Origin of the sequence: Paraburkholderia sp. GAS32, from assembly GCF_050434225.1 — a bacterium.
In the GTDB taxonomy this organism is placed as follows: domain Bacteria; phylum Pseudomonadota; class Gammaproteobacteria; order Burkholderiales; family Burkholderiaceae; genus Paraburkholderia; species Paraburkholderia madseniana.
Genome location: NZ_JBNPVS010000048.1, coordinates 36,349 through 51,516 on the forward strand (window position 1 = coordinate 36,349; position 15,168 = coordinate 51,516).

Annotated in this window: 14 protein-coding genes and 1 riboswitch; of the genes, 6 read left to right on the plus strand and 8 right to left on the minus strand. The window is 63.4% G+C overall.

Annotated elements, in window-relative coordinates; translation table 11 throughout:
* Positions 1-17: 17 nt before the first annotated feature.
* Positions 18-1,436 carry an aminopeptidase P N-terminal domain-containing protein gene (locus P3T25_RS38585; RefSeq protein ID WP_429362388.1) on the minus strand — a complete coding sequence of 473 codons (1,419 nt, stop codon included), beginning with the start codon at positions 1,434-1,436 and terminating at the stop codon, positions 18-20.
* A gap of 233 nt (positions 1,437-1,669) precedes the next feature.
* Here P3T25_RS38585 and P3T25_RS38590 point away from each other — a divergent pair, with 233 nt between their 5' ends.
* Positions 1,670-2,284, plus strand: coding sequence for a glutathione S-transferase C-terminal domain-containing protein (locus tag P3T25_RS38590; RefSeq protein WP_171927491.1), 615 nt, complete (start codon positions 1,670-1,672; stop codon positions 2,282-2,284).
* 294 nt (positions 2,285-2,578) lie between these two features.
* Complete coding sequence (locus P3T25_RS38595) at positions 2,579-3,337, plus strand: M48 family metallopeptidase (protein WP_154558069.1); 759 nt, start codon at positions 2,579-2,581, stop codon at positions 3,335-3,337.
* Between the two features lie 125 nt (positions 3,338-3,462).
* Here P3T25_RS38595 and lnt read toward each other — a convergent pair whose 3' ends face one another.
* The 7 genes from lnt to P3T25_RS38630 form a co-directional block, all read right to left on the minus strand.
* Positions 3,463-5,172: an apolipoprotein N-acyltransferase gene (lnt, locus tag P3T25_RS38600; protein ID WP_429362391.1), complete on the minus strand. Its 1,710-nt coding sequence runs from the start codon at positions 5,170-5,172 to the stop codon at positions 3,463-3,465.
* A 49-nt stretch (positions 5,173-5,221) separates the two neighbouring features.
* Positions 5,222-6,118 carry an HlyC/CorC family transporter gene (locus tag P3T25_RS38605; protein WP_054034680.1) on the minus strand — a complete coding sequence of 299 codons (897 nt, stop codon included), beginning with the start codon at positions 6,116-6,118 and terminating at the stop codon, positions 5,222-5,224.
* Positions 6,119-6,339: 221 nt separating this feature from the next.
* Positions 6,340-7,053 carry a gamma-glutamylcyclotransferase gene (locus P3T25_RS38610; RefSeq protein WP_429362393.1) on the minus strand — a complete coding sequence of 238 codons (714 nt, stop codon included), beginning with the start codon at positions 7,051-7,053 and terminating at the stop codon, positions 6,340-6,342.
* A gap of 39 nt (positions 7,054-7,092) precedes the next feature.
* Complete coding sequence (gene ybeY / locus P3T25_RS38615; RefSeq protein WP_154558067.1) at positions 7,093-7,554, minus strand: rRNA maturation RNase YbeY; 462 nt, start codon at positions 7,552-7,554, stop codon at positions 7,093-7,095.
* 84 nt (positions 7,555-7,638) lie between these two features.
* Positions 7,639-8,712 carry a PhoH family protein gene (locus P3T25_RS38620; RefSeq protein ID WP_154558066.1) on the minus strand — a complete coding sequence of 358 codons (1,074 nt, stop codon included), beginning with the start codon at positions 8,710-8,712 and terminating at the stop codon, positions 7,639-7,641.
* A gap of 46 nt (positions 8,713-8,758) precedes the next feature.
* Complete coding sequence (miaB, locus tag P3T25_RS38625) at positions 8,759-10,132, minus strand: tRNA (N6-isopentenyl adenosine(37)-C2)-methylthiotransferase MiaB (RefSeq protein WP_429362396.1); 1,374 nt, start codon at positions 10,130-10,132, stop codon at positions 8,759-8,761.
* Between the two features lie 161 nt (positions 10,133-10,293).
* Positions 10,294-11,277: a LysR family transcriptional regulator gene (locus P3T25_RS38630; RefSeq protein ID WP_154558064.1), complete on the minus strand. Its 984-nt coding sequence runs from the start codon at positions 11,275-11,277 to the stop codon at positions 10,294-10,296.
* Between the two features lie 116 nt (positions 11,278-11,393).
* On the opposite strand from P3T25_RS38630, the gene P3T25_RS38635 reads away from it, so the two are divergent.
* From P3T25_RS38635 to ribB, 4 genes are all read left to right on the plus strand, one after another.
* Positions 11,394-11,795 (plus strand): VOC family protein, encoded by a 402-nt coding sequence (locus P3T25_RS38635; protein ID WP_429362399.1) that lies wholly within the window; start codon positions 11,394-11,396, stop codon positions 11,793-11,795.
* 31 nt (positions 11,796-11,826) lie between these two features.
* Positions 11,827-12,993 carry an MFS transporter gene (locus tag P3T25_RS38640; protein ID WP_429362401.1) on the plus strand — a complete coding sequence of 389 codons (1,167 nt, stop codon included), beginning with the start codon at positions 11,827-11,829 and terminating at the stop codon, positions 12,991-12,993.
* Positions 12,994-13,232: 239 nt separating this feature from the next.
* Positions 13,233-13,922, plus strand: coding sequence for a helix-turn-helix domain-containing protein (locus tag P3T25_RS38645; protein WP_429362403.1), 690 nt, complete (start codon positions 13,233-13,235; stop codon positions 13,920-13,922).
* Positions 13,923-14,056: 134 nt separating this feature from the next.
* Positions 14,057-14,239, plus strand: a riboswitch (FMN riboswitch).
* Between the two features lie 146 nt (positions 14,240-14,385).
* Positions 14,386-15,105 carry a 3,4-dihydroxy-2-butanone-4-phosphate synthase gene (gene ribB / locus P3T25_RS38650; protein WP_171927487.1) on the plus strand — a complete coding sequence of 240 codons (720 nt, stop codon included), beginning with the start codon at positions 14,386-14,388 and terminating at the stop codon, positions 15,103-15,105.
* The last annotated feature ends 63 nt before the right edge of the window (positions 15,106-15,168 follow it).

The following is a 15,168-nucleotide window of genomic DNA, read 5'->3' on the forward strand; positions in this document are numbered from 1 at the left end:
CGGGTTGCTTCCTTGGGTTACTGCCTCGGTTGCTGCTTTAGCGGCTGGGCCGCGCGGGCTTCCTGCATCAGCGCCTCGATCTCGCCGGCCGCCACCGGGACGTCGCGTGTGATCAGCTCGCAACCCGCCGCCGTCACGATCGCGTCGTCTTCAATGCGGATGCCGATGTTCCAGTAGCGCTCCGGCACGCCTTCGGTCGGACGGATGTACAAGCCGGGCTCGATGGTCAGCGTCATCCCCACCTGCAGCGTGCGCCACGGCAGCGCGCCCGCTTCGTCGCGTGGTGCGCCGCGTTCGCGGTAGTCGCCGACATCGTGCACGTCCATGCCGATCCAGTGGCCAGTACGGTGCATATAGAACGGCGCATAGGCGCGCTCCGCGATCACTGCGTCGACCGAGGCGAACTTCGCGCGGTCGACGATGCCGGTGTCGAGCAGCCCTTGCGATAGCACGCGCACGGCGGCCTGGTGCGGATCGTCGAAGGTGGCACCGACGCGGGTGGCGTCGACGGCAGCCTGCTGCGCGGCCAGCACGATGTCGTACAACTCGCGCTGCGCCGGCGTGAAGCGGCCGCTCGCCGGGAAGGTGCGGGTGATGTCGGATGCGTAGCCGTCGAGTTCGCAGGCGGCGTCGATCAGGATCAGGTCGCCGTCCTGGGCGATCGCGTTGCCGGCCGGGTAGTGCAGCACGCAGGCATTGGCGCCCGCGGCGACGATCGACGTGTAAGCCGGCGCCTGCGCGCCGAATTTGCGGAAGGTGTAGAGCAGCTCGGCTTCGAGTTCGTACTCGCGCACGCCGGGGTGGCAGGCGGCCATCGCGCGGCGATGCGCTTGCGCGGAAATCTGTCCGGCGCGGCGCATGATGGCGAGTTCGTGATGATCCTTGATGAGCCGCATGTCGTCGAGCAACGGGATCAGATCATGCGCGACCGTGGGTGTGGCGACGCCGCTGCGGCCCAGCGAGCGCACCGCGTCGAGCCAGCCGCGCACCTGTTCGTCCAGTGCCGCCGACGTGCCGAGCGCGTAATGCAGCGATGGCTTGTCGGCGAGAATGCGTGGTAGTTGCGCGTCGACTTCGCTCTCGGGGAAGGCGGCGTCGAAGCCGAACGCCTCGCGTGCGCCCTCCGGCCCGAAACGGAAACCTTCCCATGTCTCGCGCTCGACATTCTTCTCGCGGCAGAACAGGATCGAGGCCGGTTCGCCCGATGCGGCGCTTGCGTCGAGCACCAGCAAGGCCTCGGGCTCCGTGAAGCCCGTCAGATAGTAGAAATAGCTATCGTGCCGGTAGGGGTAGTCGGCGTCCCGGTTGCGCAGCTTTTCCGGCGCGGTGGGGACGATGGCGACGCCCCCACCCGTCGCGCGCAGCGCGGCGAGGACGCGCTCGCGGCGCGTGCGGTAGACGTCGATGGCGATGGTGGGTTCGGTCGGCTGGTTCATCGTGAGATTGTAGCGCCCAATGCGGAGACTTATTTTGCGCGGATACTGGCGGGGAGAGGTGGTCGCCCCAGCCACGTTAGCCATTTGGCCGGGTAGACGGCATGCTAGTGTCGCGGCAATGTTGCAATCCATCCACAGCGAGCATCCATGCGGCTTGCGAAGCGACAGCGCTGTGCTCGGGAATGCCGCCGACCACTTATACTTTCGCCGAATTCAAGAAAAGGCAGATGGTAATGATGAAACTCATCGGTTCGCTCGCCAGCCCGTTCGTGCGCAAAGCGCGGATCGTTCTGGCCGACAAGAAGATCGACTACGAACTCGTGCCCGAGAACGTCTGGGCGCCGGATACCACGATTCACACCTTCAATCCGATCGGCAAGGTGCCGTGCCTCGTGATGGAAGACGGCGAAGCGGTGTTCGACTCGCGGGTGATCTGCGAATACGTGGATACGCTGTCGCCAGTCGGCAAGCTGATTCCGCCGTCGGGGCGCGAGCGCGTCGAAGTGCGCTGCTGGGAGGCGCTCGCCGACGGCATGCTGGACGCCGCGGTGCTGATTCGCCTCGAAAGCACCCAGCGCGCGCCCGAACAGCGCGTGGACGCGTGGGTCGCGCGGCAGCAGCGCAAGATCGACGAAGGCCTGATCGCCATGTCACAAGGCTTGGGCACCAAGCCGTGGTGCACGGGCAATCACTACACGCTCGCGGACATCGCGGTGGGCTGCGCGCTGGGCTACCTCGATTTCCGCATGCCTGAGTTGAACTGGCGCGAAGGGTATCCGAATCTGGATAAACATTTCCAGAAACTGTCGTTGCGTCAGTCGTTCATTGATACGGTGCCGGCGAATTGAGCGAAGTACTCGTTGCCGCTCAATGGTGCGGTTGTCTGGAATCGCGCTGCCCGCAATTTTCGCTAAATTGCAAAATGATGTCATTCACGCTTTCATAAGCATAAATTTAAGCTTACGTTTGTGGTAAAAATGCGCCTACCCGTCAGGCGCATTTTTTTGTCTGCCGCGTGGCGTAATGGTTTATGCAATCGACATACGCGGAGTTTTTCTCCCGTGATTTGCGGCCATTGCGAATGGGCGGTGCATTAAAACGCGCCGTCGATATTAATAACGTCCGCAAAAGAGACTTCCACCATGAAATCGTACCGCTTTGTTATTGCCGCTTCTGCCTGTGCGCTGTTTGCTGCGTGCTCGAACGTCAGCAACGTTAATCCGACTGCGCTGATCCAGTCCGGCCAGCAGGCCGCCCAGGCCGCCACACTCAGCGATGCTGACGTGCGTGCGCTGACCGACAAGTCGTGCGCGCAACTGGATAGTGAAAATCAGATTGCCGCCGCGAACAGCAAGTATCAGAAACGCCTGAACAAGATCGCCGCGCAACTGGGCAACAACATCAACGGCGTGCCGGTGAACTACAAGGTGTACGTAACCAAGGACGTCAATGCATGGGCGATGGCCAACGGCTGCGTGCGCGTCTATAGCGGCCTGATGGACATGATGAACGACAACGAAGTGCGCGGTGTGGTTGGGCACGAGATGGGCCACGTTGCACTCGGCCATACGAAGAAGGCGATGCAGGTCGCGTACGCGACTTCGGCGGCGCGTTCGGTGGCATCGTCGGCGGGTGGTGTGGCGGGGGCGCTGTCCGGCTCGCAGCTTGGCGATTTTTCCGAGAAGCTGATTAATGCGCAGTTCTCGCAAACCCAGGAAAGCGCAGCCGACGATTATTCGTTCGACTTGCAGAAAAAGAAGAATCTCGATCCGTCGGGATTGGTGACGGCGTTCAACAAGCTCGCGCAATTGGACGGCGGCAAGTCGAGCATGTTGAGTTCGCATCCGGCTTCACCGGCGCGCGCACAACATATTCAGCAGCGGATCGCATCGAATCAGTAAAGCCTGATTTTTTGTAAACGCGCGCTCACGGGGTTCCGGAGCGCGCGTTTTTCTATTGGGGCGAGATTCACCACTGTGCTTTCACGTTTAAACGGCATGCGCACAGTCACGCCGTTTATCGCGAGTTATTTCTTACCGCTTTGCCGCCGCGTAATCCCCGGGCCGAATGCAAACCCGAACGCCAGCAGCAATAACGAAACCGCCAGCACTGTGTTATTGCCGCTTGTCACGTAGGGCGTGCTGCCCGAGGTGCCTTGCACAGTCACATCGAGCGAGCCGATCGTGTACGGCGTCAGGCGCCCGATCACCTTGCCGTTGGCGTCGATCGCGGCGGTCATGCCGGTGTTGGTCGCGCGCAGCATCGGCCGGCCGGTTTCCAGCGAACGCATGCGCGCGATCTGCAGATGCTGATCCAGTGCGATCGTGTCGCCGAACCAGGCGAGATTGGTCGAGTTGACCAGAACACCCGCGGGCGTGTCGCTTTCACGGATGCTCCGCGCGATCTCTTCGCCGAAAATATCCTCGTAGCAGATATCGACCGCCACCGGCTGGTTATGCACGATAAACGGCTTCTGCACCGGCGCGCCGCGCGCGAAATCGCCGAGCGGAATGCTCATCAGATTCACGAACCAGCGAAAGCCCCACGGCACGAATTCGCCAAACGGCACCAGATGGTGTTTGTCGTAGCGATACACGTCGCGCGTGCCCGGCGTGACGCCGAACAGGCTGTTCGTATAGTCGACCACCTGGCCTTCCGGCGTAATCGTGCCGCCGATCGCGCCGAACACGATCGCGGTGCCGGTCGTATCCGAGAAATTGCGCACTGCCGACGCGAACTGCGGCGGCAATTGCTGCGCGAGCACCGGAATGGCGGTTTCCGGCGTGACAATCAGGTCGGCGGGCTTCGACGTGATCATCTGCTGATACTGGTCGATCGCGGCGCGCATGCCGGATTCTTCGAACTTCATTTCCTGTTTGACGTTGCCTTGCAGGAGGCGCACCGTCAGCGGTGCGTTGGCGGGCAGGGTCCATTGCGCGAGCGGCAGCAGCAGGCCGGCCGCGATCAGCGCAACCGCGATTCCCGCCGGCATAGCAACGCGTGCGACGCCGCGTTTGCCCTCATTGCCGCCGTCGGCGGTGTCGAGCTGCCCGCGCGAAGGCAACAGCGGCATCAGCGCCTGCACGATCAAAGCCGCGACCAGCGCCAGCATCCAGCCGACGCCGTACACGCCCGCCACGGGCGCAAACCCGGCGAACGGCCCGTCAACCTGCGCATAACCGCTCGCGAGCCACGGAAAACCGGTGAACACGGTGCCGCGCAGCCATTCACCGATCGCCCACGCGCTCGCAAACGCCAGCGCGCCGTGCCAGGTCGGCGAGAACGGCTTGTCGGTATCGGCCGCGCCGTTGCGCGCGTGCCCCGCGCAGAACGACCAGACGCCGGCAGCCAGCGCCGGATACACCGCCAGATACAGCGTGAACAGCACGACCGCGGCGCCCGCCAGCGGTGCGGCCATGCCACCGTAGTCGTGCATGCTGACGTACAGCCACCATACGCCGGTGACGTAGTTGCCGAAGCCGAATGCGCCGCCCGTCAGCGCGGCGCTTTTCCAGCCGGTCGTGCGCGTGAGCCATGCGAAAAAGAACGCGAAGATCACGAGTTCGAGCCAGCCGCCATGAGGCGTTGGCGCGAAAGACAGCGTATTGGCCGCACCAGCGACCAGCGCGACGAGGTAATGCCAGCGGGGCAGTGCACGGCCGCGCGCTTCCCGGGTGGCAGGGGCGGCAGAGGCACTCACGCCGCGGCGCGAACGGGATGTAATCGGGTCGGCCATTGTTGCGCGGTCGGCGTGAGGAGGTGAAGAAGCGAGGAAAAGGAGCGGATCAGGTCTGCACGTGCTGTGCTTCGCGCTCGCGCTGGCCGGCGAGCGGGTCGCGGCGCACCAGCAGCATGTGAATCTGGCGGGCGTCGCCGCGCAGAATCTCGAAGATCAGATCGTCGAGGCGGACTTTTTCGCCGCGATGCGGCACCCGTCCGAAATGATGCGTGACGAGACCGCCGATCGTATCGACTTCATCGTCAGGGAAATGCGTGCCGAAGGACTCGTTGAACTGCTCGATCTCCGTGAGCGCGCGCACGCGGAAGCGGCCGTCCGGCGACGCGATGATGTTGCCGCTTTCCTCGTCGAAATCGTATTCGTCTTCGATATCGCCGACGATCTGTTCCAGCACGTCTTCGATCGTGATCAGGCCGGCCACGCCGCCGTATTCGTCGACCACCACCGCGAGGTGATTGCGATTCACGCGGAAATCGTGCAGCAGCACGTTCAGGCGCTTGGACTCCGGAATGAACACGGCGGGGCGCAGCATGCCGCGCACGTCGAATTCGTCTTCGGCGTAGTAGCGCAGCAGGTCTTTCGCAAGCAGCACACCAATGATGTTGTCGCGATTGCCTTCGAATACCGGATAGCGCGAGTGCGCTTTTTCCAGCACGTAGGGAATGAATTCAGCGGGGTTGTCCGCGATGTTGATCGCGTCCATTTGAGCACGCGGCACCATGATGTCGCGGGCGCTGAGTTCGGACACCTGGAATACGCCCTCGATCATCGACAGCGAGTCGGCGTCGATCAGGTTGCGCTCGTGCGCGTCCTGGAGGATTTCAAGGAGTTCGGCCCGCGAGTCGGGTTCGGGCGAGATGAAGTCGGTCAGACGCTCGAGGAGTGAGCGTTTTTCCTGTGGTTTGTCGCTAGTTCGGTGTCGACTGGGATACGTGTCGTTCATGGTAGTGCGCCCGGCGAGACTGGGCGCGCTGTTGCAGAGCATTAAGGATACACCAGGCACATGGCAGGACCGTGTCCTGCCGGGCTGGGCGATGAGCGAAGCAGTGATGAACCCGCCCGGCCGCGTGCGGTGGGCATGGGTCAATCCTAACTGATTACGCGAAGAAAAGCGTTTTCGAGCAAAAAAGTAGGGAGTGTGCGGTGCGCTGAAGTGCGCGCGGCTTATTGTGCCGATCCCTGGCCCGTTTGCCGGCCAGCGTCATGACCGGCCTCGCGGTTTTCCTCCCGGCAACGCTCGAGCAGCGCTTCGAGCGCGCGGTCGGGCATGCCGCTTTCGCGCAGCGCATGGACGGTGCGGCTGACGTAGTCGAGCGTGGTGCCGTAGCGACCGCTCGCGCAGCCGAACACGGTCTTGACGACCTCGTCGCGCAGCTTGCCGGTGTAGGTCGGCACGTCGCGCCGCATCACGAACGCGAGCGCGTCGACGCGCCTGCCGTCGGCGAGCACGCAGGGCAGCCACGTCGGGCGATACGAACCCATCGGCATTTCACGGCGCCACAGCGCTTCCAGATGCGGCATCGCACCCTCGGCGGCGAGGCGGAAGGCGATGCCGGAGCACGAGCCGCCGCGATCGAGCGCGAGTACGAGGCCCGGCTGTTCGGGCGTGCCGCGGTTCACGCGCGACCACAGATACAGTCCGCGGTGATAACCGTGCACTTTCGACCGGGCCGCTTCGACGCTAGGCAGACCGGGATTCCAGATCAGCGAACCATAACCGAACAGCCACAGATCGCTTTTGCGGTCCCAGTCGCGCAACGTGCATTCGAGCGACGCGCGCAACTCCTCCTCAGTCAGCAGCCGCGGTTCGCCGAGCGCGGGCGGGTAGTCCGGGCAGGGCGTGCTTCGCGTATCGGTTTCAGGGGAGGACGTGCTCACGGTAGTGTCTGACGGAGAGGGTAAAGAGGTTGGGAAAGACTATTGGTAAGGATCCGGGAACCCGAGCTTGCCGAGAATTTCGGTTTCGATCGCTTCCATCTCCTCGGCTTCTTCCTCGACCTCGTGGTCGTAGCCTTGCGCATGGAGGGTGCCGTGCACCAGCAGATGCGCGTAGTGCGCGATCAGCGGCTTACCCTGTTCGGCGGCTTCTTTTTCGACCACCGGACAGCACAGGATCAGATCGCCCGTCACCGGATCGTCTTCCGATTCGGCGTACGCAAACGTCAGCACATTGGTCGAGTAATCCTTGCCGCGATAGGTGCGGTTCAGCGTGCGGCCTTCGTCGGCATCGACGAAACGCACAGTCAGCTCGCCGTCCGCGAAGAGCGCCGCCTTGATCCAGCCGGCCACGGTGGCGCGCGGCAGCAGCGCCTTATGTTCCGGCCAGGTCTTGGCGGCAGGGAATTGCAGATTCAACGTCAGTTTCGGTGCGCGGCTCATGCTTGTTCGGTTTGTTGCCTGGTTTGCTGCGGCCTGTCCAGTGGAGTTCGGCGCAAAATTAACGACGTAAATCAACGTCGCAATCTAGCGTGAATCCGCCGGACTGGCGGTTTTCTGCGAATGCGCATCGTACGCCTCCACAATTCGCGCGACCAGCGGATGCCGCACCACGTCCGCGCTCGTGAAGCGGGTGAGCGCAATGCCGCGCACGTCCGCCAGCACCTGCTGCGCTTCGATCAGCCCGCTCTTCGCGCCACGCGGCAAGTCGACCTGGGTCGTGTCGCCGGTGACCACCGCCTTCGAGCCGAAGCCGATCCGCGTGAGGAACATTTTCATCTGTTCGGGCGTGGTGTTCTGCGCCTCGTCGAGGATGATGAACGCGTGATTCAGCGTGCGGCCGCGCATGTAGGCGAGCGGCGCGATTTCGATCATCTGCCGCTCGAACATCTTGGCGGTCTTGTCGAAGCCGAGCAGGTCGTATAGCGCGTCATACAAAGGACGCAGATACGGATCGACCTTCTGCGCCAGATCGCCCGGCAGGAAGCCAAGGCGTTCGCCCGCTTCGACGGCCGGACGCGTCAACACGATGCGTTTGACCTGGTCGCGCTCCAGCGCGTCCACCGCGCAAGCCACCGCGAGATAGGTCTTGCCCGTTCCGGCGGGACCGATGCCGAAAGTCACGTCGTGCGAAATGATCTGCTTCAGATACTCGCGTTGCATCGGCGTGCGGCCGCGCAGATCGGCGCGGCGTGTGTACAGCTTCGGGCCGAGTTCTTCGAGATCGTCGTCACCGCTGTCGGCGGGCTGGTCGAACGGGTGATCCGGATTGCCCGGAAAGCGCGGGTCCAGCGCTTCCGTGCCATGGCCGTTGCCGTTCGCGCGATGGCGTGCCGGCTGACGCACTTCAACGAGCGCGAGCTGGATGTCGTCGACCGACAGGGGCTTCTGCGAGTTGTCGTAGAACTTTTCGAGCGCGGTAAGCGCAAGTTTCGCGCCGCGCCCGCGAATCGTGATGCGGTGGCCACGGCGTTGCAGCGTCACGTCGAGCGCCTGCTCGATCTGCCGCAGATTTTCGTCGAGCGGTCCGCAGAGGTTGGCGAGCCGCGCGTTGTCGTCGCGCGAAGCGGTGAATTCCAGATGCTGCTGAGTGGTCTTCAAGGCGGAGGATCGATCCTGTGGGGTTCGTGACGCTGGCTGGCGTCGCTCAGTGGGTGGTTGCGGGCGCGTCGTCGTGCACCAGCACGAGCTCGCCACGTAACGAATGTGGGTACGCATGGACGATTTTCACGTCCACCATCTGGCCGATCAGCCGTGCGTGCGACGCGACCGGCGCCGGGAAATTCACCACGCGGTTGTTCTCGGTGCGGCCCGCGAGTTCGTTCGGGTCCTTGCGCGCCGGGCGCTCGACCAGAATCCGCTCGATCTTGCCGACCATCGAATCGCTGATGCGCTGCACGTTCTCTTCGATCGTAGCCTGCAAATGTTGCAGACGTTTGAGCTTCACTTCACGCGGGGTGTCGTCGTGCAGATTCGCGGCCGGCGTGCCGGGACGCGGGCTGTAGATGAACGAGAAGCTGGTGTCGTACTTCATCTCGTGCACCAGCGCCATCATCTTGTCGAAGTCTTCTTCCGTCTCTCCGGGGAAGCCGACGATCATGTCCGTCGACAACGACAGGTCAGGGCGGATCGCGCGCAGCTTGCGGATCACCGACTTGTATTCGAGCACGGTGTAGCCACGCTTCATCGCCATCAGGATGCGGTCGGAGCCGTGCTGCACCGGCAGATGCAGGTGGCTGACGAGCTTCGGCACCTTGGCGTAGGTGTCGATCAGACGCTGCGTGAATTCCTTCGGATGCGACGTGGTGTAGCGAATCCGTTCGATGCCAGGAATGTCCGCGACGTATTCGATCAACTGGGCGAAGTCGGCGATTTCCGACGAACCGAGCGTGATGCCGGCGCGGTAAGCATTTACGTTCTGGCCGAGGAGCGTGACTTCACGCGCGCCCTGGTCGGCGAGTCCGGCGATTTCGGTCAGCACGTCGTCCAGCGGACGCGACACTTCTTCACCGCGCGTGTACGGCACGACGCAGTAGCTGCAGTACTTGCTGCAGCCTTCCATGATCGACACGAACGCGCTCGCGCCATCCACGCGCGCCGGCGGCAGGTGATCGAACTTTTCGATTTCCGGGAACGAGATGTCGACCTGAGCGCGGCCGCTTTCGCGGCGCTTGTCGATCATTTGCGGCAGGCGGTGCAGCGTTTGCGGCCCGAACACCAGATCGACATACGGTGCGCGCGCAACGATCGACGCGCCTTCCTGGCTCGCCACGCAACCGCCCACGCCGATGATCAGATTCGGGTTCGCTTCTTTCAGCTCGCGCACACGGCCGAGTTCGGAGAAGACTTTCTCCTGCGCTTTTTCGCGCACCGAGCAGGTGTTGAAGAGAATGACGTCCGCGTCTTCCGGGGTGTCGGTCTTGACGAGGCCTTCGGCCGCGCCGAGTACGTCGACCATCTTGTCGGAGTCGTACTCATTCATCTGGCAGCCGTAGGTCTTTACATAAACTTTCTTGGTCATCGATTTTCGCCGGTCGCAGTGGTTAACCTGGGGGCGTCGTTTAAAAGGTGGAGAGAGGTGAAAACGTGCGGACGGCCCGCGGGGTGGCGCCTGGGCTTGCTTGAGCCCGCTTGAGCCTATTTCGGTCCACTTTCAATGCACGTTTGCAGCGTAGCTCAATATTATAGCCCTTCACCGGATGCGGTTTCCGCGGCCGCCTTGGCTCGCGGCCGCTCCGGCGGCAAGCCCAGCAGGCCTTCCAGTTCGTCCGACACCTGCGCGAAGCGCTCGCTCAGAAAATCGAGCAGCACGCGCACGCGCGGCGCCATGAAGCGGTTGCGGTGGTAAAGCGCGTGCAACGGCGCGTCCGGGTAGCGCCATTCGGGCAGCAGGATTTTCAGGCAGTCGCTCCGCAAGTCCGCTTCCACGTCCCACATCGACTTGATGACGATCCCGTAGCCGCGCCGCGCCCATTCGCGGGCGACGGCGCCGTCGTTGGTTTCCCGGGACGTCTCGAACGGCACCGTGTAGTGCTGCACTTCGTCGCCGCGCGTGAAACGCCATTCGTTGGCCGGTCCGGATGCGGTGCCGAGCACGATGCAGTCGAAATTCGCCAGATCGTTCGGGTCTTTCGGCTCGCCCTTGCGCGCGATGTAGTCCGGCGACGCGCACAGCACACGGCGGTTCGGCGCCAGCTTGCGGGCGATGAGCGAGCTGTCCTGCGGCACGCCGAAGCGGATCGCCAGATCGATGTCTTCCTGCACCAGATTCGACAGCGAGTCCGACAGCGTCAGCGCGAACGTGACTTCCGGGTAGAGCGCGTTGAACTCGTCAAGCCAGTGCATCAGCAGGTTGCGGCCGAAGTCCGAGGTCGCGGAGATCCGCACCTTGCCGCGCACCACGCCCTGGCCGGCTTGCAGCGCGGCTTCGGCGTCGTCGAGCGATTGCAGCGCCTGGCGGCAGCAGTTCAGGTAGAGGCGACCTTCGTCCGTGAGCCTCAACTGACGGGTGGTGCGCTCGAACAGGCGCGTTTTCAGGCCGGTTTCGAGTTTGGCCAGCCGCGCGCTGGCGGCGGCCGGCGTCAGGCCCATCTTGCGGCCCGCCGCCGACAGGCTGCCCTGCTGCGCCGCTTCCACGAACAGGCGGATGTCACCGAGGTTGTCCATCGCGATCTTTCAAATAGATTTGAAAATGCTTCAAATGCTACGCCAATTATCAAACTGACGTGTTCCGCTCACAATGCACTCCTCGTAAACCCTTTGTGCTCCGTGCAGCCCACGCCATGCAACTCGATCACGCAACGATCGTTACCGCCGACCTCGAGACCGCCCGACGTTTCTTCGTCGACGTCGCCGGGCTGACGGAGGGCGCGCGTCCGCCGTTTTCGATCGATGGCTACTGGCTGTATGCGAACGGCCGGCCGGTGATTCATCTGATCGATGCGACGGTGCCCGCCGTAGCGGGCAGGGCCATGCCGCGCATCGACCATGTCGCCTTCCGGCTGGAAAGTGCCGACGAATGGGCGGCGCTCTTGCGGCGCGTGCATGCGGCGGACCTGCTTTATCAGCTTGCCGAAGTGCCGCAGATGGGGCCGCAGCAAGCCGAACAGCAGTTGTTCGTCGCGCTCGCGCCGGGAGTGGTCATCGAATTCGTGACGGCGCTGCGCAACGCCCACCGTGGCTAACACGCTCAACTTTAGAACCTGGAGTAGAAAAATGCCCATTCCATTACTGGCGCTCGCGATCAGCGCTTTCGCGATCGGCACGACCGAGTTCGTGATCATGGGCTTGCTGCCCGAGGTCGCGCGCGATCTGGCTGTGTCGATTCCCTCGGCCGGCTTGCTGGTGAGCGGCTATGCGCTCGGCGTCGCCGTCGGTGCGCCGCTGCTCGCGGTGGTCACCAGCAAGATGCCGCGCAAACTCGCGTTGCAGTTGCTGATGGGCGTGTTCATTGTCGGCAATACGCTGTGCGCGATTGCGTCCAGCTATTCGGTGCTGATGATCGCGCGCGTGGTGACGTCGTTTGCGCATGGCTCGTTCTTTGGCATCGGCGCGGTGGTGGCGGCTTCGCTCGTGCCGGCTGAAAAGCGGGCAAGCGCCATCGCGCTGATGTTCACCGGTTTGACGCTCGCGAATGTGCTCGGCGTGCCGTTCGGGACGTTCGTCGGGCAGGAGTTTGGCTGGCGTGCGGCGTTCTGGATCGTCAGCGCATTTGGCGTGCTGTCGCTGGCGGGCGTGTCGCTCCTGGTGCCGAATCGCCATGATTCCGGCCCGGTTGGTCTGGGTCACGAAGTGCGCGTGCTGAAGGACCCGCAAGTTTGGACTGCGCTCGCGATGACCGTGCTGGGCTTCGGTGGTGTGTTTGTCGTGTTCACCTATATCGCGCCGATTCTCGAACAGGTCAGCGGTTTCTCGCCGCGTGGTGTCACGCTGATTCTGGTGCTGTTCGGCGTCGGTCTCACGATCGGCAACACCGTGGGCGGCAAGCTAGCGGATCGCGCGTTGATGCCTTCGCTGATGGGCATTCTGGTGGCGCTCGCGGTGGTGATGGCGATCTTCGCGCGTACCAGCCACTCGCAGGTGGCGGCGGCGATTACCATTTTCGTGTGGGGCATTGCGGCGTTCGCGACGGTGCCGCCGTTGCAGATGCGTGTGGTCGAGAAGGCCGCTGCCGCGCCGAATCTGGCTTCGACGCTGAACATCGGTGCGTTCAACGTGGGCAATGCGGGCGGCGCGTGGCTCGGCGGTCTGGTGATCAATCACGGCCATTCGCTCGATACGCTGCCGTGGGTCGCAGCGGGCGTTAGCGTGGTGGCGTTGTTGCTCACGTGGTTCGCGGCGCGGATGGATGCGCCGGCAAGGACCGTGGCGCAAGGCGCCTGAGTCTGCGTGGGCGCACCTGATGTCCCCGTTCCGTGATGTGGTTGAGTGCGTGTGAGCGCGCTCAACCGCATCTGCCCCAAACACGCCCATATGAAAAATTCGCACAAGCTTTGCGAGAATCGTCCTCCGCAATGCTGATAACAGTGTGAAGATAACTTCGTTGGGCGCGGCGGGGCGCGGTGCTATCTTGCTTCCACTAACCGCTTGCCCGCCGTCCGGCGGCGCTCCTGGAGGCAATCATGCATTCCCCGCTTGCGCTGGTTCGCGATCCCACGGCTGACACCGATGCGTCGCCGCGTGCCGCTGAACCTTTCGATGCTCTTGAAAATCTGGTCGGTGTGAATCTCGCCCGTTTGCGCGCCGAGCGCCAACTTTCGCTCGACGCTCTGGCCCGCGCCTCCGGCGTCTCGCGAGCGATGCTCGCGCAGATCGAGTCGGCGCGCAGCGTGCCGTCGATCAAGGTGCTGTGCAAAGTGGCGTCGGCGCTGAAGGTTTCGGTGGCGGCGTTCTTGCGGCGTCATGCGACCAACGGCTTTGAGCATTTGCCGGCGGAGCGTTCGTCGCGGCTCGTCAGTTCGAATGGGCGCTACTCGGCCCGGCCGCTTTATCCCGACGCCGAACCGACCGCCGCCGAGTTTCACGAGCTGCGTATCGCGCCGTTGCATACCGAGGCCGGCACGCGCCGCGCGCCGGGCACCACGGTGAATCTGGTGGTCAGCGAAGGCACGCTGGAAGTCAGCGTGCACGACCAGCGCCAATTGCTGGCTACGGGCGACGCAATCGTGTTCGATGCCGACCAGCCGCACAGCCTGCGCAATCCGGGGGACACCGAAGCGCGCGCGTTTCGCGTCACGTTGAAGGCGGAAACGCCGCCGCGCTGGGACGTGCCCGCGCCGCACGATTTGACACGCCAGACCGCGCCGGTTTGACGAATGAGGGTTTTCAGGCGGATGTGCTGTCAAAATCGGCGGTGAAGCCGAGATGTCCGTCTAGTCAGTAGGGGTTGCGCTGCAGGTTTCGCGCGACTGTTGTATTCTTTGCCGGCCGGTCAATCCGGCAATCAGTGCGTCTTCAGGGCGGGGCGAAATTCCCCACCGGCGGTATGCCGGCAGCGCGAAAGCGTGAGCCGGTGAGCCCGCGAGCGCCCGCTTCGTTCAGCTTTCAGCGTATCGAAAGCGCAGTGGGGTCAGCAGATCTGGTGAGAAGCCAGAGCCGACGGTTAGAGTCCGGATGGAAGAAGATGTGCAGATAGTCATGTTCGTTTCCGTGATGCCGCCAGAGGTTCGGGCGGTGGGCGAGCGCCGCTTTGCGCGGCGTTCAACGGCGCGTCTTTGTCTGTTTGCAATGCCCTGAAACGTTTTTCGCCCAACTTTTGCGATGAGCGTTTCAACTATGTCCTTTGCTACTTTTCCTGCTCCGTCGGTGATTGCGGATAGCGCATCACTTGACCTCCCGCTGCTCGCCACCGAGCCCGTCCCGCCGCGTATCGCCGCCGCCTTACAAGCCATGCGCGATGGCCGCGCTGTCGTCCTGCAAGACGATCACGACCGCGAGAACGAAGCCGATCTGATCGTTTCCGCCGAGCGTCTTTCCGTCGAAACCATGGCCTTGCTGATTCGCGAATGCAGCGGCATCGTCTGCCTGTGCCTGCCCGACGAGAAGATCCGTGCGCTCGAATTGCCGCCGATGTCCGTCAACAACGAAAGCCGTCACGGCACCGCGTTCACGGTCTCGATCGAAGCGCGCGATGGGGTGACCACCGGCGTGTCCGCACTCGATCGCGTGACGACAATCCGCGCGGCTATCAGCGATACGGCGAAACCTGCCGACATCGTGCGTCCGGGACACGTGTTTCCGCTGCGTGCACAACCAGGCGGCGTGCTCGCGCGTCGCGGCCACACCGAAGGCACGGTCGATCTGGCGATTCTCGCGGGTCTGAAGCCGGCCGGCGTGCTGTGCGAGCTGATGAACGCGGACGGCACGATGACGCGCGGCGCTGATGTGGAGCGCTTCGCTCAACAACACAATCTGCCGATGCTGACGATCGCCGAGCTGGTGGAATTCCGCCAGGCGCTGGCGACGGCGCGCGAATGCGTCGCGGATGAGGTTTGATGCGTTAGAAAAAACCCCGCGCTCGGAAAAGCGCGGGGTTTCTCAGGATTCTGAAGCCGGCAA